The 24,782-nt window shown below is 32.1% G+C and carries 16 protein-coding genes; 8 read left to right on the plus strand and 8 right to left on the minus strand.

What is annotated here, in order from left to right; all coding sequences use genetic code 11:
* Positions 1 to 25 precede the first annotated feature (25 nt).
* The 6 genes from AC23L6_RS06380 to tsaD form a co-directional block, all read right to left on the minus strand.
* Positions 26 to 4,249 carry a T9SS type B sorting domain-containing protein gene (locus AC23L6_RS06380; RefSeq protein WP_487561552.1) on the minus strand — a complete coding sequence of 1,408 codons (4,224 nt, stop codon included), beginning with the start codon at positions 4,247 to 4,249 and terminating at the stop codon, positions 26 to 28.
* A 376-nt stretch (positions 4,250 to 4,625) separates the two neighbouring features.
* Entirely contained in the window at positions 4,626 to 5,717 is a 1,092-nt protein-coding gene (locus AC23L6_RS06385; protein WP_487561551.1) for an AI-2E family transporter, read from the minus strand.
* Between the two features lie 74 nt (positions 5,718 to 5,791).
* The gene (locus AC23L6_RS06390; protein WP_487561550.1) at positions 5,792 to 6,745 is read right to left on the minus strand and encodes a zinc metalloprotease; all 954 of its coding nucleotides are present in this window, start codon (positions 6,743 to 6,745) and stop codon (positions 5,792 to 5,794) included.
* Between the two features lie 173 nt (positions 6,746 to 6,918).
* Positions 6,919 to 7,557, minus strand: coding sequence for a DUF4159 domain-containing protein (locus AC23L6_RS06395; RefSeq protein WP_487561549.1), 639 nt, complete (start codon positions 7,555 to 7,557; stop codon positions 6,919 to 6,921).
* 4 nt (positions 7,558 to 7,561) lie between these two features.
* The gene (locus AC23L6_RS06400; RefSeq protein ID WP_487561548.1) at positions 7,562 to 8,269 is read right to left on the minus strand and encodes a 16S rRNA (uracil(1498)-N(3))-methyltransferase; all 708 of its coding nucleotides are present in this window, start codon (positions 8,267 to 8,269) and stop codon (positions 7,562 to 7,564) included.
* Positions 8,270 to 8,272: 3 nt separating this feature from the next.
* Positions 8,273 to 9,295, minus strand: a complete 1,023-nt coding sequence (tsaD, locus tag AC23L6_RS06405) for a tRNA (adenosine(37)-N6)-threonylcarbamoyltransferase complex transferase subunit TsaD (RefSeq protein WP_487561547.1) — start codon at positions 9,293 to 9,295, stop codon at positions 8,273 to 8,275.
* Between the two features lie 229 nt (positions 9,296 to 9,524).
* On the opposite strand from tsaD, the gene AC23L6_RS06410 reads away from it, so the two are divergent.
* The 4 genes from AC23L6_RS06410 (at position 9,525) to AC23L6_RS06425 (ending at position 17,208) form a co-directional block, all read left to right on the plus strand.
* On the plus strand, positions 9,525 to 13,940 hold the full coding sequence (locus AC23L6_RS06410) for a translocation/assembly module TamB domain-containing protein (protein ID WP_487561546.1): 4,416 nt from the start codon (positions 9,525 to 9,527) through the stop codon (positions 13,938 to 13,940).
* Positions 13,941 to 14,144: 204 nt separating this feature from the next.
* A complete protein-coding gene (pfkA, locus tag AC23L6_RS06415) occupies positions 14,145 to 15,131 on the plus strand; it encodes a 6-phosphofructokinase (RefSeq protein ID WP_487561545.1) in 987 nt (328 codons plus the stop codon).
* A gap of 48 nt (positions 15,132 to 15,179) precedes the next feature.
* Positions 15,180 to 16,184, plus strand: a complete 1,005-nt coding sequence (gap, locus tag AC23L6_RS06420; RefSeq protein WP_487561544.1) for a type I glyceraldehyde-3-phosphate dehydrogenase — start codon at positions 15,180 to 15,182, stop codon at positions 16,182 to 16,184.
* Positions 16,185 to 16,356: 172 nt separating this feature from the next.
* A complete protein-coding gene (locus AC23L6_RS06425; protein ID WP_487561543.1) occupies positions 16,357 to 17,208 on the plus strand; it encodes an N-acetylglucosamine kinase in 852 nt (283 codons plus the stop codon).
* A gap of 23 nt (positions 17,209 to 17,231) precedes the next feature.
* Here AC23L6_RS06425 and AC23L6_RS06430 read toward each other — a convergent pair whose 3' ends face one another.
* Entirely contained in the window at positions 17,232 to 17,615 is a 384-nt protein-coding gene (locus AC23L6_RS06430) for a RidA family protein (protein WP_487561542.1), read from the minus strand.
* Positions 17,616 to 17,627: 12 nt separating this feature from the next.
* Complete coding sequence (locus AC23L6_RS06435) at positions 17,628 to 20,354, minus strand: putative LPS assembly protein LptD (RefSeq protein ID WP_487561541.1); 2,727 nt, start codon at positions 20,352 to 20,354, stop codon at positions 17,628 to 17,630.
* Between the two features lie 62 nt (positions 20,355 to 20,416).
* On the opposite strand from AC23L6_RS06435, the gene AC23L6_RS06440 reads away from it, so the two are divergent.
* The 4 genes from AC23L6_RS06440 to AC23L6_RS06455 are packed head-to-tail and all read left to right on the plus strand — an operon-like array spanning position 20,417 to position 24,765.
* Entirely contained in the window at positions 20,417 to 21,583 is a 1,167-nt protein-coding gene (locus tag AC23L6_RS06440; protein ID WP_487561540.1) for an N-acetylmuramoyl-L-alanine amidase family protein, read from the plus strand.
* A gap of 48 nt (positions 21,584 to 21,631) precedes the next feature.
* Positions 21,632 to 22,600: an MlaD family protein gene (locus tag AC23L6_RS06445; protein ID WP_487561539.1), complete on the plus strand. Its 969-nt coding sequence runs from the start codon at positions 21,632 to 21,634 to the stop codon at positions 22,598 to 22,600.
* A 1-nt stretch (position 22,601) separates the two neighbouring features.
* Positions 22,602 to 23,927 carry a 4Fe-4S dicluster domain-containing protein gene (locus AC23L6_RS06450; protein WP_487561538.1) on the plus strand — a complete coding sequence of 442 codons (1,326 nt, stop codon included), beginning with the start codon at positions 22,602 to 22,604 and terminating at the stop codon, positions 23,925 to 23,927.
* A 46-nt stretch (positions 23,928 to 23,973) separates the two neighbouring features.
* Positions 23,974 to 24,765, plus strand: a complete 792-nt coding sequence (locus AC23L6_RS06455) for a (Fe-S)-binding protein (RefSeq protein ID WP_487561537.1) — start codon at positions 23,974 to 23,976, stop codon at positions 24,763 to 24,765.
* Positions 24,766 to 24,782: the final 17 nt, after the last annotated feature.

Below are 24,782 nucleotides of genomic sequence, written 5' to 3' on the forward strand. Positions count from 1 at the left end.
TGTATTTAAAGCGATGCGTTTAAAATTAACGTTTCAAAGAAAAGTGACTTTTAAATTCTTTAGCCAGACCGTTTTCTTCATACAATACATTGAACCAATAATCTGATGAAGGAAGTTGGCGACCATTATAAGTTCCATCCCATCCAACACCTGAAGGTTTAATCTGTTTTAATAATTTTCCATATCTATCATAGATATAGACTATAGAATTGGCTTGTCGTTCTAAACCAACAATATTCCAAGTATCATTATAACCATCAGAATTAGGCGTGAAATATTTAGGATAGTTAATTAATGTGATTGATTTAGTAGCTGAACCGCATCCATTTTTATCTCTTACAGTAAAAATATGTTCTCCAGCAGGAATATTTGTAAAATTTGGACTGTCTTGGAAAGGACCAAAATCTAATTGATATTCATAATCACCTCCATTTCCAGTTGCTATGACAGTAACCATTTGGTTGTCATCAAAAGCCTCGCTAGATTTAAAGTCTATGTTTATTGGTGCACTAGAGCCAATTACATCAACAGCGATTATTTTTGATGAACAATTGGTAATGTTGTCAATAGCTCTTATTCCATAAGTGTCAGGTATAGTTACAGAAATAGAATTACCAGTTTCAAAAGGCATTAATGTTGACGCATTGTTATTGTACCATTCAAAGGTATAATTAGTAGAAGATAAACCGCTATTAATACCAAATGGGATATTCTTATCAACACATATAAAACCACCTTTGGGATTTGGTTCTGGAATTTTGCTAACAACAACATCAACGTTCCCAATATCGCTAAAACAAGTAGGGGTAGCTTTATTATATATTCTAAAAAATATTTTTTGTGATTTTAGTCTAAAAATTGGATTTGTGCCAAGATTAGCGTCCGTTGAATTGTCAAAATAATCAACATTATAATCGGTTGGGGGCAATGGTAATCCAGACAATATATCCTCAGTTAATGTGGTAGTGACTATATCTGTTTCTCCATCGTTAATTCCATCTTCATCACATAATATTCTTGGTTGTGGTGGTGCGAATAAAATAGGTTTGGCTACGGTTACAAAAAAACTACTCTCATCAATACATGGACCATTCCTGTTATTAAAGATATTATAAATATATATTTTTTGACTTGTTAAAATAACATCTCCTGCATTTAATATCTGACCAGTTGCTCCAGATCCTGTATAATAGTTTCCACTGCTTAGAGTGGGCAATATATATTGCTCGCAAACAACACCAGGATTCAAAACGTCAACCCTTGGTGTAAAATTGATAGTAAAATAATTCTCAACTGGACAAGGTGGATCGGAATTAGTTGTAGCGTATATCCATATAGTTTTAGTTGTTTTAATTACATCACCAGCTTTTAACAATTCTACAGTTCCTCCTGGGCCTCCATAGTAATTTCCTACCGAACCAGGTGACATTGGAGTTAAAGCATATTCGACTCCTCCGCAAAATTCTAAGTCAGCTCTATTGTCAACTACGGGTAGTTTATTAATTTTTATAGTAAAAGGAATTTCATTTTTGCACGCACCAATACTCACATAAATGTATATAGTTTGTGTTGATTTTATTTCATAACCTGCATTCAATAGAGTACCTCTTCCTCCAAAACTTGTGTAATAATTACCATTTGTTAGAGGTAGTAATTTATAGCTTCCGCAGTATGAAATTTTATCATTATTTGGATTTGAAAGTGTAGGCAATATAATAGTCACCTCATAAGGAAAATCAATTTTAGGACAATTAGTTGTAGGATCAGCAGGGACATATATGTATAGCGTTGTACTTTCAAATATTTCTGTTCCCGCAAGAACTATTCCACCAGTTCCATTTGGTCCCCTATAGTAATTACCTACTTCTAAAGGAGGAAGTATTTTTTTTATGCACTCAAATTTGTTATCAGGTTTTGGAAATTCCCCAATAAAAACCTTAAATGATTTTGAATCAAAACAATTAGGTATCGTTCCAGTCTCTTCATATACATAAATAGTTTGTGTAGACGTAATGACTGTTCCAGGAGCCAAAACATTACCCGTTCCATTTGGTTGGTCATAATATTTCCCTACACTTAAAGCTGGTAAAGTGTAAGAAGCACAATCATAAACATTTTCAAATGATGGTAATATTGGTGCATCGATTATGCTTACATCAAAACTTGAAAATGTAATACACGTCGGGTCGTCTTTAGATTTGAAATAGGTGTAGATAGTTTGAGGTGTTTTTACAGATGTTCCAAAAGGAATTTCAACTCCTGTCCCGTTTGGACCATCAGGAGCAGTATAATATTTTCCATAAGCTAAACCAGGTAAAGTAAAGCCAATATTACTGCAGTAAGTACCACTTTTTGGGGTTATTTTTGTTAAATCGACAAAAGTAATTGTAAACGTATTTTGTGGCGTTGGTTTACAAAGAATATTTGGATCATAAATATATAATGTTTTTACGTTATTAAGAGGGTCAATGGAAGTTTCATCTATTTGATTTCCAGAAAAATACTGTTTTCCTTTACCCAAAGGAGCATCATAATAATTTCCATGTGTTAATGCCTTTAAAGTAAATGGTTTACAAACAAACTTTGGGTTTACTGTATCTAAACGTTGTATAATATCAACAAATACTTGAAAGTTAGTTGTATTGAAACATGAAGCATCATCTTTATTTTGAATTCTTGTATATATAGTTTGACCAGAAGATAAAAAAGCATTTGAATTAACAAAACCTACTCCAACATCTGCCTCATTTTGAGATTTGTAATACGTTATAATATTTATTGTTCCTGATTGCCCATTTAATATTTCAGTTCTTGTTGAATTTAAATTAAAACTAGTTGTTGGTGATTCTGAGCACTGTGTTATATCTTTTGGTTTGGTGGCAGTGGGCTTAGGTGTTGTTAATAATTTAAATGTTTTTATAACATAACATTTAGTAATTTGATTTTCAACTCTTGAATATATTGTTGTGTTTTCGGGACCGTTATACACTAGTGGAAGAGGATTAATATTGTCTTCAGCGTCTGATAAGGATATGTGATATGATACTTCAAAAGGAATTGTTGGGCTGCCAGAACCAGTTAATAGAACATTTGTATTTGTGTCTAAATTATATGAGTAGGTTGCCGACCCTGAATCACATCTGTAAATATTGTTTGGATTACCAGTATTGAATGAGGGGTAATTTTCTATTATGATTTCATCGGTGATTGGTTGACAAATATTAATAAAATTAGTATATGTAACCGAATAGGTTCCTGCTGTAACTCCACTTAAAGTAGGACCAGTTTGTCCGACAATAACATTGGGGCCTTTTTTCCATTCAAATGTATATACTGCAGGGTCAAGATTAGTATTTAAATCAGGTGCTGAACTACCAGTACAGATTGCCGTTTTATTAGCAACAGTTAAGTCAGGTCCTAAAACATTTTGACTTAAATTAAAACTTTGGGAAGATAGGAAAATGGCAGAATCTAAACCAGAATTGAGTCTATCTGCTATTACTAATTTAATATGATACATTACATTAGGAGTAAGTACAGCGGAAGCAGTCATTTTAACGGTATTGCCATTAAAGTTTGTTGCCGCTTGTGAAGCTAATGCACCTCCATAATAATTATCAAAAAAATCACTATTACTAGAAGAACACGTTCCAAGATAGGCAGAATCTCTAACTGTAAACACAGAAATTGGTGTATTTGTTGATGGTACAACTGCTAAATTAGTAGTTACACCTGTAGAAGTGTTAGTCAGTAAATAAGCAAATGCATCTGAAAAATTACATTGTGAATTACCATATTCTTCTGAAGCAAACAAGAAATCAAAACTAAAATTTGAAGATATAGGTATGAAATCAAATTCAAGAACAGTAGCATTTGTTGAAATCATAGGTATACCAGCAGCTGCCATTGTGTTTTCCAAATCAGCATCTCCTGGCCAAGCAGCGCTTCCTCCATTTTGAACAGTTGTGTTTGGTCCTGCTGCATCACTTACATTTCCTGTGCTTAAAATGACTCCTTTTTGAATAGGAAAATTAGGGTTTGTAGATTCAAAATAGCCAATACCATTACTAGACCCATAATTTGTTCCAGTACTCCAACTAATATTTGTAGTTTGGAGACAAGGTGAGTTTATCAATATTTCAGAAACGAGTTGAGGAACGGTGTAAGTATTTGTGTCTACAGTAATAGCTTGTGAGAAACTATCTATACCGTAGAACAACATTAATATATGAAATATTTTTTTTATCATTTTCAATGGGTTATTTCCCATAAATTAAATCTGCCTAATGGAAAATTTACTCTCAATATTAATTTAGATATTTAACCTAAAAAAATAACAACAAAAATACAACTAATTAACCATAACTGCAATCACCAATTACAGTGATTTTATACGATTATGCCAATTAACAGTTGTATAGACTATAAATATTTTAAAATAATTTTAATATCAATTTACTCATACCAACGACACAGAAATATGTCATATTTTGGGTACAAAATTAGGTAAAAATTTTAACTCAATTTGTGAAAAAATTGATAAAAGCGATTAAAATCTATATTTTAACGTTTAAATGAAAGAGAATCTTCAAATTTGAATAGAATTCAAAAAAGAATATTTGAAATTAAATGTTTCTTGTAAACAATTGGATGATTTTATTTTCAGGTAAAAACTCTTTTCCAATCACTTTTAAAATGGTCAATAAGGGTATCGCAACAATCATTCCTAGTATACCAAAAAGAAAGCCACTAATAAGAACTATAAGAAATATTTCAAGTGGGTGAGAACTAACACTTTTAGAAAAAATTAATGGTTGACTGATATTATTATCAATAATTTGAACCACACAAAATCCCACGAGAATGTAGATGGATTTAGGTAAAATTTCCGTTTGAAAATCTCCTCCAATTGAATCTATCATTGTTAGAATTGTTGCTAAAAATGTTCCTATGATGGGACCGACATAGGGAATAATATTCAATACGGCGCATATAAAAGCAATGATGAAAGCATAATGAATTCCAAAAACGAGTAAGACTGTAAAATACAAAACGAAAACAATAAATAGCTGTATTAGTAATCCTATAAAATATCGAGATAGAAAATAATTTATTTTTTGAATGGAATTCAAAATTTTATCTTTTTGATTGTATGCAATAAGCTTTTTGGCATTTTCTAAAAAAACATTTTGATCTTTGAGAAAAAAAAATGTTATAAATAAAACCGAAGCTAATCCAATTCCAAAATTACTAAGAGTCTCAAGAAGAATGTTTAGAAAATTTGGAATAAATCCGAAATCAATACGAGAAGAAAGGTCAATTTCTTTTAATAAATTTCTGGAATTTATATTATGATTCTCAAGAAAAAGAGCAATTTGATTGATTAGTTCAATACTATTTTTTTCAATTTCATCTGTTTCAAGTAATGATAGACTCTGACTTTGTGAGGATATCAAAGGAATAAACATCATTATGAATCCCGTTATAATAAAAATAAAAAGAAGTAAAGTAAAAATAGAGGCTAACGTATTATTAAATTTTAACCGTCTCTTAAGAAAAGATAAGATGGGATTTCCTATTAATGTGAGAATAAAAGCAGTTATTAAATAAATTAGAACAGTACTAATTTGATATATGACATAAACCGATAGTACAATGGCGGATAATATGCCAACAGCTTTTAAGATACCTAACGCAATAATCTTTGAAGTAATCATTGTTTTTTTATACAAAAATATAAAAAAAGACTCGCTATACTTAGCGAGTCTTTATAATAATTAAAGAATATGTTTTACAATCCAAAACCGGCTCTTGCTCCTCCTGAAACAAAGATAGCAGCCATTCTATTTTTTTGACCTAAAGTAAACATATACATACCTCTATCATCAGTATAATCCATGTAATTCATTGTCATTTCGTTGTGTGCTGGCAAACAGGTACTAGGATAAGGATATGTAGGCACACCATAGTTAGCAGTTTTGTGAACTGGCGTATCCGAAACTTGATCGTTTCCACAGGAAGCATCTCCCCAAATATGGCGTAAATTCATCCAGTGGCCTACCTCATGTGTGGCGGTTCTTCCTAAATTATAGGGATAACTAGCAGCACTAGACAAACCAAAATATTTTGTGTCTATAACAACTCCATCAGTAGTCGATGATCCTCCAGGAAATTGTGCATATCCTAAAATTCCTCCTCCAATTGTACAAGCCCAAAGATTAAGAGTGTTGCTGGGGGATGTGGGATTAATTCCTCCTTGTTTTGATTTTTTCATAGCATCTTTGGTTCCCCAAGATGTTTTTGTTGTTGATTTTCTGACGATATTAACTAATTCAAATGAAATTCCAACATTTGCCTTTACTCCATTAAATTCTGCTGGTATACCTGAAGCAAATTCAGAGTTTGCACCATTAAAATCTTTATTCAAAACGTCTATCTGTGATTGTATTTGAGCATCGGATAGTTTTGTCTCAGACGTACGTTGTAGAACATTTACAACAACAGGGATTACTATTTTTCCATTTACTAATCTTTTTTGTCTAATAGCAGTTTCTGTGAAAGACTCAATTTTATTCATGCGAATAGCAAGACTAGGGTCTTCTCTTAGTTGTCTGTCTAAAACATCTTGCGACGCACAGCTTCTTCTTGCCAATGGCGTTGAAGACGTGCTTGTAACTTCTGTCTCTTCTCTTTGGCATGAAAAAACAAACAACAATCCAATAGCTGATAATACTAATTTTTTCATTTTACATTTTTTTGTTTAGGTTAATGATGCAATTTTATAAAAAAAATTAAACATAATAAAGTAAAAACACCATTTTTTATAAAAATAGTTCATAAAAAACACAAAATGTTTAGATAAATAATAATTAGTGAATAGGTAAACAAATTTTCACCAATCGTTTTCTGAGTTTTAAACTAATTGGTGAAAGCATAATTTAATATGTTGGCGCCCATTTTTAATGCTTTTGTTCTTATTTCGATAGGGTCATTATGGACTTCTGAATCTTCCCAACCATCTCCTAAATCTGTCTCAAAAGTGTATAGTAGTGAGAGTCTTCCATTGATGAATATACCAAAAGCTTGAGGCTGTTTTCCATTGTGCTCGTGGATTTTTGGGATACCAGATGAAAAAAGAAAAGGTTTTTGAAAAATACTATGAGTAGAAGGGATTTCAATGAGTTCAGAAGTTGGAAAAATTTTTTTTATTTCTCTTCTCACGTACTCATCCATTCCAAAGTTATCGTCGATATGAAGAAATCCTCCTGAGTTAAGATAATTTCTCAAATTTATAACATCTGAATCGCTGAAAACTACATTTCCGTGACCTGTCATGTGAATAAAAGGGTAGGAAAATAAGTCTGGACTACTGGGTTCTACTACGCTAGGCTTGGGGTGTATTCTAGTTTTGTTGTTTTGATTACTGTATTTTATTAAATTAGGTAAAGCGGTAGGGTTTGCATACCAATCACCGCCACCGCTATATTTTAGTAATGCAATTTGCTGACCATTTGCTAAAAATGAAATTAAAAAAAACAGGTAAAAAACTTTTTTCATAAAATTAAAATTCATTCACAAAAGCAACTTGACTACAAGCAATGATGGCTGCAGTTTCCGTTCGTAATCTTGTATTTCCTAATGATATAGGAATGTATTCATTTTCAAGTGCTATTTGTATTTCTTTTTTCGAAAAATCACCTTCAGGTCCTATAAGTATGGTTGTATTTGTGCTAGGTTCTAGACTTTGCTTTAATGATTTTTTGTTAGTTTCCTCACAATGAGCAATAAATTTTGCAGTACTATTATTAGTTTTAATGAAATCTTTAAATGCAATAGGGTCATTTAATTTTGGAAGATACAATTGATTAGATTGTTTCATGGCTGATTGAATGATTTTAGCGAACCTTTCGGTTTTAATACTTTTTCTTTCAGAATGTTCGCAAATAATCGGGGTTATTTCAGAAATTCCTATTTCGGTCGCTTTTTCTAAAAACCATTCGTAGCGTTCATTCATTTTTGTAGGAGCTACAGCTAAATGCAAATAGTATTGAGATGGCTTTACTTGTTCAATTGAAACAATTTTAACTGTACATTTTGATTCGGAAGCAAGAGTGATTTCTGTTTTATATATATAACCTAAACCATTCGTTACAAATAATATATCTGAATCTTTCTTGCGTAATACTTTAATAATATGCCTGCTTTCTTCTTTGTCAAAAGAAAAGAATTCTGAGTTTTCGTTTAGGTTTGGATTGTAAAATAATTGCATTGTTTAAAATTGTATTCTAGCCTTAGAAACAACATCAGAAGTTTCAAAATTACCAGTTAAAAACTTTTGATAGCCAACAATTCCAATCATTGCGGCATTATCAGTTGTGTACTCAAATTTAGGGATATATGTTTTCCATCCGTATTTTTGTTCTGCTTCTTTCAATGTATTTCTAATACCTGAATTTGCTGAAACTCCTCCGCCAATTGCTATTTGCCTTATTCCAGTTTCAGCTACTGCTAATTTTAATTTATCCATTAAAATTTCAATTATTGTATGTTGAATAGAAGCACAAATATCATTTACATTTTCTGAAATAAAATTAGGATTATTGAGAGTTTCTTTTTGCAGAAAATATAATATGGCAGTTTTTAAACCTGAAAAACTAAAATCTAATCCTGGAACTTTGGGTTTTGTAAATGTGAATGCTTTTGGATTTCCTAATTGTGCATGTTTATCAATTAATGGACCTCCAGGATAGGGAAGACCAAGTATTTTGGCACTTTTATCAAAAGCTTCTCCTACAGCATCGTCAGTTGTTTCACCAATGATTTCCATGTCAAAAAAACTATTGACTTTTACAATTTGAGTATGACCTCCAGATATAGTTAAAGCTAAAAAAGGAAAACTTGGTTTCTCAAATCCTACTTCATCAATAAAATGAGCCAAGATGTGTGCCTGCATATGGTTTACGGCTATTAAAGGAATGTTTAAAGCCAGCGATAATGATTTTGCAAATGAACTCCCAACGAGTAGTGACCCCATTAAACCTGGACCTTGTGTGAATGCAATAGCCGAAAGCTGTTCTTTTTTTACGTTGGCTTTTCGAAGAGCAGCGTCAATTACAGGAACAATATTTTGTTGATGTGCACGCGAGGCTAGCTCTGGAACAACACCTCCATATTCATTGTGAATGAGTTGATTTGCGACAACGTTTGATAAAACGGTATCGTTTTGTAATACAGCTGCTGCGGTATCATCACAAGAACTTTCAATAGCAAGTATAAAAACTGCTTGGTGTTGCATAAAAGAGCACGATTTTTGATTTATATTTGATAAACCGGTTTAAAAATTTTATTTTTACAGCGATGCCAAAATTAAAGAAATTTTATTTAAAGTGCTGCTCTTTCTTGACCTTAAATCAAATTTCAGTTAAAATTTAAATAGTAAACGTATCAAAAAAATTAAAAAAATAGTACTTCGTTCTATTCTTGGACTAATCCTCTTTTTATTAGTACTTGCTGTTGTGCTTGCAATGCCTTTTGTTCAAACAAGAATTGCCCAATATGTCACTGCCGAAATAAACAAAAGTTATGGAACAGATATCACTATTGAACAAGTCAGCATTACTGTTTTTGGCGGAGTGAAATTGAAAAAAGTACTGATTAATGATTATAAAAAAGACACATTAATTTACGCTAATAGAATAACTACCACAATTTTAGATTTCAAAAAATTAACTTCAGGAGACTTGATTTTTGGAGATATACGATTGGATCAGTTGTTGCTGAATATGAAAACGTACAAGGGTGAAAAAGACACCAATCTGGATAAATTTATCGCCGCTTTTGATTCCGGAAAGCCTTCTACGAAAAAATTTTTGCTAACGGCTAACAAGGTTTATTTAACCAATAGTCATTTTATACTTACTGATGAAAACCGTGAAATCCCTAAAGATGTTGATTTTACTAAATTAAATGCAGTAGTTGGTGATTTTAAAATTTACGGTCCTGATGTTACGACAAATATAGAAAGAATGTCTTTTTATGATCATAGAGGACTGTTTGTTAAAGATGTATCATCTCAATTTACATATACCAAAAAGAACATTTTATTAAAGCAATTGAATGTGCTGACTAATCACTCATTCTTGAAAGGAGATGTAGGTTTGTATTATGCAAGAAAGGATTTTGCCGATTTTAATAACAAGGTTCATTTTGACATTCAATTGGACGAAGCAAAATTGGCAACAAATGATATTTGGTTTTTTTATAAAGAGCTAGGAAAGAATCAACTTTTTGATCTCAAAGGTCATATTTCGGGCACTTTGAATAATCTTTTTGTTAAAAAGTTAGCATTAACCGATGGGGAAAAATCACAGATTTTTGGTGATGTGAATTTTAGAAATCTTTTCGGAAAAGACAATCAACATTTTTACATGAAAGGGAATTTTAGTAAGGTAGAATCTAATTACAAGAATCTTATCAAACTACTTCCCAATATTTTAGGAAAAAAACTTCCGTCTTCACTCGAAAAAATTGGACAATTCAATTTAAGAGGAAAATCAGAAATAACTACGACCTACATTATTGCCGATTTCTACATGAGTACCGCATTGGGAAATGTACAGTCTGATTTGACAATGACAAATATCAACGATATTGATAATGCATCATACAAGGGAAATATTATATTAGAACAATTCAATATTGGTTCATTTTTGAATAAAAAAGACTTAGGAAAAGTATCTCTAAATATAGATGTTGACGGCAAAGGATTTAAACAGAAAAATCTGAATACAGCCTTTTCAGGGGATATTTATAAGCTATTTTACAAAGGCTATAATTACACTAAAATTATAGTAGACGGTAGCTTTAAAGATCCAATTTTTAAAGGAAAGTTTTTTGTAAATGACCCTAATTTGTTCATGGATTTCGAAGGTTTAGTCAATCTAGGAAAAAAAGAAATTGCTTACGATTTTCATACAGAAATAGATTATGCAAATTTGAAAAAACTGAACTTTGTAAAGAGTGACACCATCGCTGTTTTTAAAGGAGATATAAAAATGAACGTTTCCGGAAATAATTTAGATAATCTAAAAGGGAACATATACATTAATCAAACTTCATATCAAAACAATAAAGACACCTATTATTTTGATGATTTTACTATCAATTCCAGTTTTGATGACAACAAATTAAGAACCATAACAATAAATTCTCCAGATATTATTGAAGGAAAAATCGTTGGGAAGTACAGGGTGAATCAATTGCAAAAAATGCTCGAAAATTCACTAGGAAGCCTTTATGCTAACTATAACCCAAATACTATTAGTAAAGGACAATTCTTGAAATTTGATTTTAAAATTTACAACAAAATCATAGAGGTTTTTTTTCCAGGAATAGCCATCGGGAAGAATACTTCATTTAAAGGAAACATCAATTCAGATAATGATGAATTTAAATTTAATTTCAATTCTCCTGAGATTGATGCTTATGCCAATTCTTTCCACAATATCGATTTGAATATTGACAATAAAAATCCACTGTACAATACCTATATTCAAATAGATAGTATTAATACTAAACATTATAAGATTAAAGATTTTAGTTTGATAAACGTAACCACAAAAGATACCTTGTTTTTGCGTTCGGAATTTAAAGGCGGAAATCAAAAGCAAGATTATTACAATTTGAACCTATACCATACCATAAATAGTGAAGGCAAAAATGTGATAGGCATTAAAAAATCGGAGTTAAAATTTAAGGACTATTTATGGTTTTTAAATGAATCTGAAAATGTCAATAACAAAATTGTATTTGATAAATCTTTAAAAAATTTCTCTATTGAGAGCATAATAATGTCTCATGAGAATCAAAAAATGGAGTTGGTTGGACAATTGAAAGATTTAAAAAACAAAGACATAAAATTAGATTTTCAAAATGTCGAGTTGGGTAAGGTTTTACCCACTACCGATAAGTTTATCATAAACGGTAGGTTGAATGGTGGAATTAATCTAAAGCAAACCAATGCAATATATCAACCCGTGTCATCAGTTAGAATTGATAGTTTGAATATAAATGATATTGATTTAGGAAAATTGAATCTTGACATTAATGGAGATAATAGTTTCAAAAAATTTAATTTGAATTGTGTTTTAGAGAACGAAAATGTTGAATCTTTTTCTACAAAAGGAACCATTGAAATTGTTGACGAGAAAACGAATTTAGACTTAGACTTAAATCTAGAAAAATTCAATTTAGGAATTTTGAATCCTCTTGGAGGTGATGTTTTATCCAATATAAGAGGTTTTGCATCAGGAAGAACGAGTATTGGCGGTAACATTAACGAGCTAGAAATTAATGGACGACTCTTTGTGAGTGATGCGGGGCTAGGCATTCCCTATCTCAATACAAATTATACTATAGCAAATAATACCGTTGTCGATGTCACGGAGAAAAAGTTTTTAATTAGAAATGCATTAATTAAAGATATAAAATACGAAACTGAAGGAAGATTGAATGGTAGTATTGAACATAAGAATTTTGGTGACTGGAGACTGGATTTAAATATTAATTCAAACAGATTATTAGCTTTAGATACTAAGGACAGTGAAGATGCTGCTTATTTTGGAACCGCTTTCATTGATGGATATGCAACTGTAAAAGGGCCTACAAATGGATTATTTATTAAGGTAGTAGCAAAATCAGAAAAGGGAACATTTATGAAGATTCCCATAAATGATTCTGAATCAACAAGTTCAAATGGAGCCATTCACTTTGTTACTTCTTCAGAAAAATACAACTTAAAAAATGGTATTAAATCGCAAACTAGAAATTACAACGGATTAGAATTAGAATTCGATTTTGACATCAATCCTAATGCAGAGGTAGAAGTTATACTTGATAGAAATTCAGGTCATGGAATGAAAGGAAAAGGATTTGGGTCGTTATTATTTAAAATAAACACCTTAGGAAAGTTCAATATGTGGGGCGATTTTCAAGCCTATGAAGGAACTTATAATTTTAAATACGGCGGTTTAATCAACAAGAAATTTGATATTAAAAAAGGAGGTACAGTGGTATGGGAAGGGGATCCAATGAGAGCCATACTAAATATTGATGCTATTTATCAAACTACTGCTAATCCAGCCGTTTTACTAGACAATGCATCATCTTCATTAAATAAGAAAGTTCCAGTCGAAGTAGTTATTGGTTTGAAAGGAAATTTAAGTAATCCAGAACCAGATTTTAATATTGATTTTCCCACTGTAAATTCGGTTTTGAAGTCTGAAATTCAAACCAAATTAGATGACAAAGATGTAAGACAAAAACAGGCTTTGATTCTTCTTGCGACAGGTAGTTTTCTTAGTGTAGATGGATTAACTCAGTCTAGCGTAACTAATAATTTGTATGAAAAATTTGGAGATGTTTTTGGTAACATATTTAATGACGATGAGGCTAAGATTTCTGTAGGCGTAAATATTGTTTCTGCAGATAAAAGACCAGGAATGGAAACCGAGGGTAGAGTGGGGGTTACCGTATCAACAAAAATAAATGAAAGAATTTCTATAAATGGAAAGCTAGGCGTACCCGTAGGTGGTATTAATGAATCAGCGATTGTGGGAGATGTCGAAATTCAATATAGAGTTAATGAAGACGGTAGTCTTTATTTGCGTGGGTTCAATAGAGAGAATGATATAAGTTACATAGGTCAAGGAATAGGTTACACTCAAGGTCTTGGAGTTTCGTATGAAGTTGATTTTGATACTTTTAAACAGTTGGTTGAGAAAATTTTTAAAAACCAAAAGATTGAAAAAGCTCCTAAGTCTTCTGGAGATGTCGAAGATTCAAATATGCTTCCAGAATACATTAATATTAAAGGTAAAGAGAAGAAAAAACCAGCGCCTTTAAAAATTAATAAAGAAGCAACACCTCCAAATGAAGATTAAATCATTAAGGATGCAAAATTTACATATTTGATATTTATAAGCTATTTAAATTTATTTTTAGATAAAATATCACCTAAAAATAAATCAACATAACAAAAACTTATCAACAAAAACGTTTGAAATTAGTATTAGTAAACAAAATATCAAAGACTCTATCTTTATTATTAGAGATGTTTGTTAAATTTACATTTTAATTGAAAAAAAATGTCAAAAGTTATAAAAAAAATAGGAGTACTTACATCAGGAGGAGATTCACCTGGTATGAATGCCGCTATTCGTTCAGTAGTTAGAACCTGTGCTTACCACAAAATTGAGTGTGTAGGAGTTTACAGAGGATATCAAGGAATGATTGAAGGCGATTTTAAAGAGATGGGTCCTCGTAGTGTTCATAACATAGTTAACAAAGGAGGAACAATTCTAAAGTCGGCTCGATCAAAAGAATTTATGACCGTGGAAGGTCGTAAAAAAGCATTCGATAATTTGTCTCAAATAGGAGTTGATGGTTTGGTAGTTATCGGAGGAGATGGTAGTTTTACTGGTGCTGAAGTCTTCAATAAAGAATACAACTTTCCTGTCATGGGAATACCTGGAACTATTGATAATGATATTTTTGGAACGAGTCATACATTGGGTTATGATACCGCTCTGAATACGGTTGTTGATGCTATTGATAAAATTAGAGATACGGCAAGTTCACACAATAGACTTTTTCTTGTTGAAGTGATGGGACGTGATGCAGGTCATATCGCCTTAAACGCTGGAATTGGAGCTGGAGCTGAAGAAATTTTAATTCCTGAAGAAGATTTAGGTTTAGAGAGACTTTTGGAATCACTTAAGAAAAGTAAAGCTGCTGGAAAATCTTCAAGTATTGTTGTTATTGCTGAAGGAGATAAAATAGGTAAAAGCGTATTTGAATTAAAAGATTATGTTGAGGCCAATTTACCTGAATATGAAGTAAGAGTTTCTGTTTTAGGTCACATGCAGCGCGGTGGAGCTCCATCATGTTTTGATAGAGTTTTGGCGAGTCGTTTAGGTGTAAAAGCGGTAGAATCACTTTTAGAAGGAAAATCAAATTTCATGGTCGGTCTCTTAAACGATAAGGTTACGTTAACCCCGTTAGAGCAAGCAATAAAAGGTCACTACGAAATAGATCGCGAATTACTTCGTGTTTCAGACATCATGTCAATCTAATATAGAAATAGAAAACAACCATAAACAAAAATTTAAAATTTAAAAGAAATGTCAAAAGTAAAATTAGGAATTAACGGATTTGGACGTATAGGAAGAATCGTTTTTAGAGAATCTTTCAACAGAGATAACGTAGAAGTTGTAGCTATTAATGATTTATTAGATGTAGATCACTTGGCTTACTTATTGAAATATGATTCAGTTCACGGTCGTTTTAACGGAACTGTAGAAGTTAAAGAAGGGAAATTATATGTAAATGGAAGAAACATCCGTATCACTGCTGAAAGAAACCCAGCTGATTTGAAATGGAATGAAGTTGATGTTGACGTAGTAGCAGAATGTACAGGTATTTTTACAACTGTAGAAACTGCAAATGAACATATCAAAGGAGGCGCTAAAAAAGTGATTATTTCTGCTCCATCTGCAGATGCTCCAATGTTTGTAATGGGTGTAAATCACGAAACAGCTAAAGCTTCTGATTTAGTAGTTTCTAATGCTTCATGTACTACAAACTGTTTAGCTCCTTTGGCTAAAGTAATTCACGATAATTTTGGAATTGTTGAAGGTTTAATGACAACAGTTCACGCAACAACTTCAACTCAAATGACAGCTGACGGACCTTCAAGAAAAGACTGGAGAGGTGGACGTGCTGCTGCAATTAATATCATTCCTTCATCAACAGGTGCTGCTAAAGCCGTAGGAAAAGTAATTCCTTCTTTGAATGGAAAACTAACAGGTATGTCTTTCCGTGTTCCTACTGCTGACGTCTCTGTGGTAGACTTAACTGTAAAAGTTGCTAAAGAAACTTCATACGAAGAAATCATGGCAGTTTTAAAAAATGCATCTGAGACTTCAATGAAAGGTATTTTAGGATTTACTGAAGATGCTGTTGTTTCACAAGATTTTATTTCTGATAAAAGAACTTCAATCATTGATGCAACCGCTGGAATTGGTTTAAATTCTACTTTCTTTAAACTAGTATCTTGGTATGACAATGAGTATGGATATTCAAGCAAATTGATTGATTTATCTGTGCACATTGCTGGTTTGAAATAATTTTAAATACTGAAAATCCCGTAGAATATGCGGGATTTTTACTATTTTGTAGTTGAGTTTTATTCTTTGTTATAAAACTGAACTTTAACGAAAGTTAATTAAAACACACAACAACAAAAATATTCGGTTTAAGAAAGTTACTTAATCCAAACATAATAATCCTAGACATAAAATGAAATTATTAGTAGATAGTGGTTCCACAAAGGCAGATTGGATTTCAATTGATAAAGACGGAAAAGTCTTATTCACAGCTCAAACTTTGGGTCTAAATCCAGAAGTTTTAGATAAAGAAGAAATTGTCAATCGTCTTAATGATAAATTTGATATTTCTCATAATAAAAATAAAGTATCACATTTATTTTTCTATGGTGCAGGTTGTGGAACTGAGAGGATGAGAAACTTTTTATCTGAAGTTTATAAAGAATATTTTCCAAAAGCACTTATTTCTGTTCATGAGGATACCTATGCAGCAGTTTATGCAACAACTCCTAAAGATGAGAAAGCTATTGTTTGTATCCTAGGAACTGGGTCTAATTGTAGCTATTTTGACGGTTCAGTATTGCATCAAAAAGTGCAATCTTTAGGCTACATTGCCATGGATGATTGTAGCGGGAATCAATTTGGACGTCAATTGATTAGAGGTTATTATTTTAACAAAATGCCAAAAGACTTGGTACTGAAGTTTGAAAGTACTTATAATCTTGATGCTGATTTTATCAAACACAATTTATATAAAGAACCTAATCCTAATGCTTATTTAGCCACTTTTGCTAAGTTTTTAATCGAAAATAAGGAAACAGAATTTTGTAAGAAGATTATTTTCGCAGGAATGGAAGACTTTGTTGAAAATTACATTAAACAATACGATAATTGCAAACAAGTTCCAATACATTTTATAGGCTCAATCGCTTTTTATCTTAAAGATGAATTAGAAATTGTCTTATCACGACATCAATTAAAATTAGGTAACGTTCTCCGTAGACCAATTGACGGATTGATTCAATATCATATTTTAAACAAATAGAGAAAGATGATATGTATACTTAATTAAAGTATAGCAATTATTGAAATCTCGATGTTTACATTTTTTGGCAAGCAAGCCACTTGAACCGTTTCACGTGCTGGAGCGGTTTCTTCATTAAAATAAGTCCCGTAAATCGAATTAATTTTTGCGAAATCATTCATATCTGCTATAAAAATAGTAGTTTTCACTACGTGCTCAAAAGTCATATTAGCTGCTTCTAGAATGGCTTTTAAATTTTCCATTACCTGCTTAGTTTCTACTTCAATAGAGTCTAATACTAGCTCCATAGTATCTGGATTCAGCGCAATTTGCCCTGAGGTATATAATGTGTTTCCTACTATTACAGCTTGATTGTATGGACCAATTGGTGCAGGAGCATTTTTTGTATAGAGTATTTTTTTTGTCATAATCAATTGTTTTTAAAATCTATTATTGCGTTTATCCCATTTAATGTCACTTAATACACCTGATTTTATTCCGATAAAGAAACTCCAATAGGCATTTGTTCCAAATGGAGTCCAATTGAAATCCATTCTCCAACTTAGCAAATCTCTTTCAAATCGGAATTGTGTAAAAGTGACACCTTTCTGAACAAAATCATATCCAGTTGACACGCCAACTTTCCATTTAGGCGTCAAATCTGTATTCATAGAAACCATCAAGGAATTGCCTGTAATTTTACTTTCTCTGCTTGCATTAGTATACGTCAATTGATAACCCAAAGTTAAATCCCAGGGAATTTCAGCATTGTAAAATCCTTTAAAACCATCATCTTCCTCATCATCGGTTCCAAATTGACTTTCTCTTCGGTCACTAAAATCAGTATTAGAACCAAACAAATCATCATCACGACCGCCATTGCGCTGTCCTTGTTTATTCACTTTTTTCTTGTCATCTCCATCTGTACTTGAAAGCGAATAATTCAAAGTCATGTTGGCACTAGTCATTCTAAAAAGACTACCTCCATTGTCTATATTGAAAGTATTAATAACCTTACCTGCATTATTGAGCGCGTATGGATTTAAGGTCATGCCAAAATTGACATTCATTTTATTTTTAAATAATTGAGTTCCACCACTAATTCTTAAAGGAGACCATTTCAAGGAATCTGCTGCGATATCATAGCTTGTAGAAAAATTTAAATTGTTTAATAGCATGATTTTCTTAGGTTCCGTTTTAGTAGAATCCTTATCTGTTACTTTGGCTTCAAAAGTATTGCTTAAACTAAATCCAACATTATTGGAGTTACTTTTACCGGGTGAACCAAAAATTCCGCCTTCAAATCGAGTATATTCTTTAACCATTCTTCCAGAACCATCAGCTGCATAAGTATCATAATATTTTGAAAAACTTGGAGTTTGACTATACGAAACAGAAGGACGCATAACGTGTCGGATGGCTTGTATTTTATTTTTTTCTCCTAAATTAAATGTTCCATAAATTGTTGTACCTAAGCTAGATGAGAATGAATAGGTTCGGAATGCATCAAATCCTTTTACGATAGTATTAACTTCTTTATTAAGTATTGGGTCAAACGCTTTGTTAATAGTTTGTAGGTACCAAACCTCTTCATAATTGAGAGAAGTAGTAGCACTAAAGTATTTAAAAACCTTGAAATTAGTACTCAAAGGAATGCTGTGCTGTAAGGCTACCTTGGCATCGTCAAACATTTGAGGTTTGAAGAATAAAGAATCTGTTGTGGCAATTCTGTTTTCTCCTCGCAAATTATACTGCAAATTGATATTTTTGAAAAAACCTTTTTTGATTCCGTCTTTTGGAGCAAAAGGAAAAACTCGATCAACACTCATTTGTAAGGTTGGCAAAGTCATATCAATTTTTTCAGTTTGCGTATTTTGAGAGTGGGTTGCTGTTAAAGATAAATTGACTTGTGGAACCGAATTAAAAGTCTTAGAATAGGAAATCGAAGAACTCAATGTATTGTTCAAACTAGAACCTGCATTTATCTGACTAACAGAACGTTTAAAGTATTTACTACTTCCCATATTTACAGATGCTGAAAATCGAGAATTGGGATTGGATTTCGAATCTTGTGAATGTGACCATTGAATGTTGTAAATGTTAGTTTTAGAATAATCAGGGAAACCTCTTTCACTTTCTATTAGATTTTCAAAACGTACGTTGACATTACCTCTAAATTTATATCTTTTGGCGTAGTTACTTTCAAAACGCAAAGCGTAACTTCCGTTAGTGTAATAATCTCCAAGTGTAGCTAAATCAAAATATTTGCTCAAAGCAAAATAATAACCGCCATTTTGTAATGAATAGCCTCTTGTTCTGGTATCATTAAAAGTAGGTATGATAATACCCGATTGACTTTCTTCTGTCATTGGAAAAAAAGCGAAAGGTAGCGCTAGCGGTGTTGGCACATCTGCGATAACCATATTGGTAAGTCCAGTCACTACTTTTTTTCCAGGGACATATTTTACTTTACTTGTTTTGAAATAATATTCAGGATTATCAACGTCTTTTGAAGTGGTAAATCGAGCGCCTTTCAAGAAATAAACAGAATCATTAACTCGTTTTGAAATTTCAGCCTTTATTTTGATTTCTCCTTGATCGGTTCTGGAATTCCAAATTAGAGCTTTTTTGGTTTTGTAATTAAAGCGAATGGAATCAGGTTCGACGATATTTGAACCTTGCTTGAAATTTGGAAATTGAGTATAAACACCTGCGGAATCTTTTATTCGGCCTGCATAAACTTCATTTTTTTCATAGTCGAAAACAATAATCCCTGATTTCAATTCAATGTCTTTATAGTACAATTCTGCCTTGTCATAAAGAGTAATCAGCTTTTTCTTTTGATCAATTTTGGCATATTTTTCAGCTTTGTACTTGATCTTGCCTTCTAGAATTTGTTTTTTTGGTTTTATGCTATCTGTTTTTATGGTATCGGCGATTACAGCCTTGTTTTCATCTATAGGCTTGTTATCTGTCTCTTTTTTAATGGGTATAGAAGTAGTTTTGGTTCCTAATTCTTGCGAATAAATTTTTACACTTCCAATTGTTAGGAAAAATGCTAATAAAACGATATTAAATAAGTTTGTCCGCAAAGGTTTAAATGCTATTTTTGTAAAAATATGGCTTAATTTTTGACGAGCCAAACTTACATATTTATTTTTCGTCAAAAGTAACTATTTAAAAAAATTTAAAATATACCATTTTTAATAAAATTAACTTTTAAAGTAGGATGAATACAGCGCTAAAAATTAAATTATCCACAACATTATTTTTCTTTTCAATTGCATTTTATTCATACGCACAATCAAATTCAAAATTTAAAGTAGCATTAGACGCTGGTCATGGAGCTCATGATTTTGGCGCAGTATATAATGGTCATATTGAGAAGAATATTGCTCTTGCCATTGTTTTGAAGGTAGGGAAAATTCTTGAGGCCAACCCTAATATTGATGTAATCTACACCAGAAAGACAGATGTTTTTATTGAATTGGTAGAGCGTTCTAACATTGCTAACAGAGCTGATGCTAATATATTTGTTTCCATTCATTGTAATGCCAATAAAAATGCTGCTGCCGATGGAACGGAAACCTATGTTATGGGTTTGAATAAAAATGCTTCAAATCTTGCTGTAGCAAAGAGTGAAAATGCCGTTATTACATTGGAGAAAGATTATAAGCAAAAGTATGAAGGTTTTGATCCCAACAATCCAAGTTCAATGATAGGTATGACTTTAATGCAAGAAGAATATTTGGAGAATAGTATTTCTTTAGCAAGTAAGATACAAGATCAGTTTACATCAGGATTGAATAGAAAAAGTAGAGGAGTAAAGCAAGCGCCATTTATGGTCTTACACAAAGCCTACATGCCAAGAGTGTTAATAGAAACAGGTTTTATATCAAATCCTAAGGACGGAGCTTTATTGGATTCTGAAGAAGGGCAGATGCAAGTTGCTGAGGCTATAGCAAATGCAATAATTAGTTACAAAAAGGAATATTTTGGTGCAGGAAACAATGAGATTATTGAAAGACCATCTAAGCGAGTAATAGAAAAACCAATTAAAGATTCTTCAATAATTGCAAAACAAGAAAAAATAGTTGAAAAGCCAGTTGTTAAAACTCCAGAAATTAAAAAAGAAAGTACGGGAGTAATTTTTAAAGTTCAAATTGCAGCTGTTGGAAAAAAGATTGAGTTAATCCCATCTAACTTCAAAGGTTTAAAAAACGTTGATGTAAATACAGAAAATGGCACTTTTTATAAATATACTTATGGAGAGACTTCTGATTATGCAACTGCAAAACGAAATCTTGAGGAAGCTAAATCAAAAGGATTTGATTCTGCCTACCTAATTGCTTTCAAAGATGGAAAGAAAATAAGTATCCAAGAAGCTATTAAATAAGACCTAGTTCAAATAATTTATCCTAATTTTGTTTTAAAACATACAATTTTGAAAGTAACAAGAGAAATCAAAACCGCAATATTAGTTATCGCTTCTATTTTATTATTTATTTGGGGATATAGTTTCCTAAAAGGAAGGGATTTATTTACCAGTTACAAGACTTTCTATGTTGAGTATAACAATGTTGAAGGTTTAGCTTCTTCTGCTCCAGTAACTATTAATGGCTTGGTTGTAGGGAAAGTTAGTAGTATTCAATTGCAAAATACTACTGGGAAATTAGTCGTAGAACTCCAAATTAAGAGTGATTTCCCAATTTCGAAATCGAGTATTGTAAAAATTTACGAACCTGGACTAATAGGAGGAAAACAGATACAAATTATCCCTAATTTAGACGATAAATCAATTGCCGAATCGGGTACTTTTCTTCAAGGTGGTGTTAAGGCAGGTTTGACAGACCTAGTTGCTGAAAAATTAACTCCTCTCCAAGAAAAAGTCGAAAAGATGACTGTCAGTATGGATTCGCTTTTGACCAATTTGAATAAAGTTCTGGATGCTAAAACAAGAGAAAATTTGAAAAGTAGCATTGCCAACTTAAACGAAACTTTATCAGGATTTTCTGTTACTACAAAAAATGTAAATTCAATTTTAGACGACAACAAACAAAAAATAGGAGGAATAGTTACTAATTTTAATAAAATTTCGGGTGATTTTTCTAAAATATCCGATTCGTTGTCTAAAGCCAATATCGCAAAAACGGTTCAAACTTTAGAAAGTACATTAGCAAAAGTAAACGGAATTATGTCTGATATTCAGTCAGGAAAAGGAACATTCGGCAAATTGATGAAGGATGATAAGTTGTACACTAACTTTAGTAACACTTCAAAAGAATTAGAATTGCTTCTTGAAGATGTGAGGTTGAACCCCACGCGATATGTTAATGTTTCACTTTTTGGTAAAAAAAATAAGCCCTATGTAGCCCCGGTGAAAGACACTATAACGAAGGTAAAAAAGAATTAAAATGAATTATTTAGACAATATTTTATTTGCAATTATTCTCGGTCTAGGTATTGGTTTTTTTACGATTAATATCAAAAAAATTATTCGAAACATTAAGCTGGGTCAGGATGTAAACCGATCGGATAATTCTTCACAGCGTTGGAAAAATATGGCTATGATTGCTCTTGGGCAGTCTAAAATGATTAAAAGACCAGTCGCGGGAATATTACATATTTTAGTATATCTAGGTTTTGTAATTATAAATATTGAAGTTTTAGAAATTATCATTGATGGACTCTTTGGTACGCATCGTATATTTTCTTTTTTAGGTAGCTTGTATGATTTGTTAATTGGTTCTTTTGAAATTTTAGCTGTTTTAGTTCTGATTGCTGTAATTCTGTTTTTAATCAGAAGAAATGTAATAAAACTCAAACGATTCATCAGTTCAGATTTGAAAGGATGGCCAAAGAGCGACGCTAATTATATCTTGTATTTCGAGGTTGTTTTGATGTCCTTATTTCTTCTAATGAATGCAGCTGATTACCACCTACAGTTGTTAGAATTTGGACATTACGAACGCGCCGGAGCCTTTCCCGTTTCACAATTTATTGAACCCCTCTTTAATGGTATTGGAGAATCAACTGTGATGATGATAGAACGATTATTCTGGTGGTTGCATATTATTGGGATTTTAATCTTCTTGAATTATTTGTATTTTTCAAAACACTTACACATCTTACTAGCGTTTCCGAATACTTATTTTGCTGATTTGAATGCTAAAGGTCGATTCGATAATCTAGCTTCGGTTACTAAAGAAGTAAAGTTAATGTTAGATCCTAATGCTGACCCCTTTGCATCACCACCAGCAGATGCTAATGCTGTGCCTACAAAGTTTGGAGCAAGCGATGTTCAGGATTTGAATTGGGTTCAATTACTCAATGCCTACACCTGCACAGAATGCGGAAGATGTACCTCATCTTGTCCTGCGAATCTTACAGGTAAAAAGTTGTCTCCACGAAAAATTATGATGGACACCAGAGATCGTCTAGAAGAAGTGGGAAAAAATATAGATGCCAATAAAGGTGTTTTTGTACCAGATAACAAATCGTTGTTAAATGATTACATTACTCCCGAAGAACTTTGGGCGTGTACCTCTTGTAATGCTTGTGTTGAGGAATGTCCAGTAAATATAAGTCCATTATCCATTATTATGGATATGAGACGGTATTTGGTAATGGAGCAAAGTGCTGCACCAACATCATTAAACGCAATGATGACCAATATTGAAAATAACGGAGCACCTTGGCCATACAATCAACAAGATAGATTGAATTGGAAGAATGAGTAAAATTTAAATGTTAGTTTTTAAATTTTAAACTTGAAACAAAAAAAATATGTCAGAAATAGTGAATGTGCCTACAATGGCAGAAATGATGGCAGAAGGAAAACAACCCGAAGTTTTATTTTGGGTAGGTTGTGCAGGAAGTTTTGATGATAGAGCTAAGAAAATCACTAAGGCTTTTGTTCGAATTTTAAATCGGGCAAATGTTTCTTTTGCTGTACTAGGCACTGAAGAAAGTTGTACAGGCGATCCAGCTAAAAGGGCAGGGAATGAATTCTTATTTCAAATGCAAGCCATGATGAACATCGAGGTTTTGAATGCTTATGAAGCCAAGAAAATCGTTACTGCTTGCCCGCATTGTTTCAATACTTTAAAAAATGAGTATCCTGAATTGGGTGGCAAATATGAAGTAGTTCATCATACAGAATTTCTAAAATCATTGTTAGATGATGGACGATTAACTATTGAAGGTGGGCAATTTAAAGGAAAGAGAATCACATTTCACGATCCCTGTTATTTAGGAAGAGCTAATGCTATATATGAAGCACCGAGGGATTTAATTCAAAAATTGGATGCCGAGTTAGTAGAAATGAAACGTTCACGCGCAAATGGTTTGTGTTGTGGAGCAGGTGGCGCTCAAATGTTTAAAGATGCCGAGTCTGGAAATAAAGAAATTAATATTGAAAGAACTGAAGATGCACTTGAAACAAAATCTGATATTATTGCAGCGGGTTGTCCTTTTTGTAATACTATGATGACTGACGGAGTTAAAAATAAAGAAAAAGAAGGCGAAGTTAAAGTAATGGATATCGCCGAATTAATTGCTAATGCCCAAGATTTGTAAAATTCCAAATCTAAAAT

It is taken from the genome of Flavobacterium sp. R1_16 (assembly GCF_057652095.1).

Bases quoted from the DNA above. Each gene is read 5' to 3' on its own strand.
- AC23L6_RS06450 (WP_487561538.1), top strand. From the start codon at position 22,602: ATGAATTATTTAGACAATATTTTATTTGCAATTATTCTCGGTCTAGGT.
- AC23L6_RS06395 (WP_487561549.1), bottom strand. From the start codon at position 7,557: ATGAAAAAAGTTTTTTACCTGTTTTTTTTAATTTCATTTTTAGCAAAT.
- pfkA (WP_487561545.1), top strand. From the start codon at position 14,145: ATGTCAAAAGTTATAAAAAAAATAGGAGTACTTACATCAGGAGGAGAT.
- AC23L6_RS06425 (WP_487561543.1), top strand. From the start codon at position 16,357: ATGAAATTATTAGTAGATAGTGGTTCCACAAAGGCAGATTGGATTTCA.
- AC23L6_RS06410 (WP_487561546.1), top strand. From the start codon at position 9,525: ATGCCTTTTGTTCAAACAAGAATTGCCCAATATGTCACTGCCGAAATA.
- AC23L6_RS06385 (WP_487561551.1), bottom strand. From the start codon at position 5,717: ATGATTACTTCAAAGATTATTGCGTTAGGTATCTTAAAAGCTGTTGGC.
- AC23L6_RS06380 (WP_487561552.1), bottom strand. From the start codon at position 4,249: ATGATAAAAAAAATATTTCATATATTAATGTTGTTCTACGGTATAGAT.
- AC23L6_RS06455 (WP_487561537.1), top strand. From the start codon at position 23,974: ATGTCAGAAATAGTGAATGTGCCTACAATGGCAGAAATGATGGCAGAA.
- AC23L6_RS06430 (WP_487561542.1), bottom strand. From the start codon at position 17,615: ATGACAAAAAAAATACTCTATACAAAAAATGCTCCTGCACCAATTGGT.
- AC23L6_RS06390 (WP_487561550.1), bottom strand. From the start codon at position 6,745: ATGAAAAAATTAGTATTATCAGCTATTGGATTGTTGTTTGTTTTTTCA.
- AC23L6_RS06440 (WP_487561540.1), top strand. From the start codon at position 20,417: ATGAATACAGCGCTAAAAATTAAATTATCCACAACATTATTTTTCTTT.
- AC23L6_RS06400 (WP_487561548.1), bottom strand. From the start codon at position 8,269: ATGCAATTATTTTACAATCCAAACCTAAACGAAAACTCAGAATTCTTT.
- tsaD (WP_487561547.1), bottom strand. From the start codon at position 9,295: ATGCAACACCAAGCAGTTTTTATACTTGCTATTGAAAGTTCTTGTGAT.
- gap (WP_487561544.1), top strand. From the start codon at position 15,180: ATGTCAAAAGTAAAATTAGGAATTAACGGATTTGGACGTATAGGAAGA.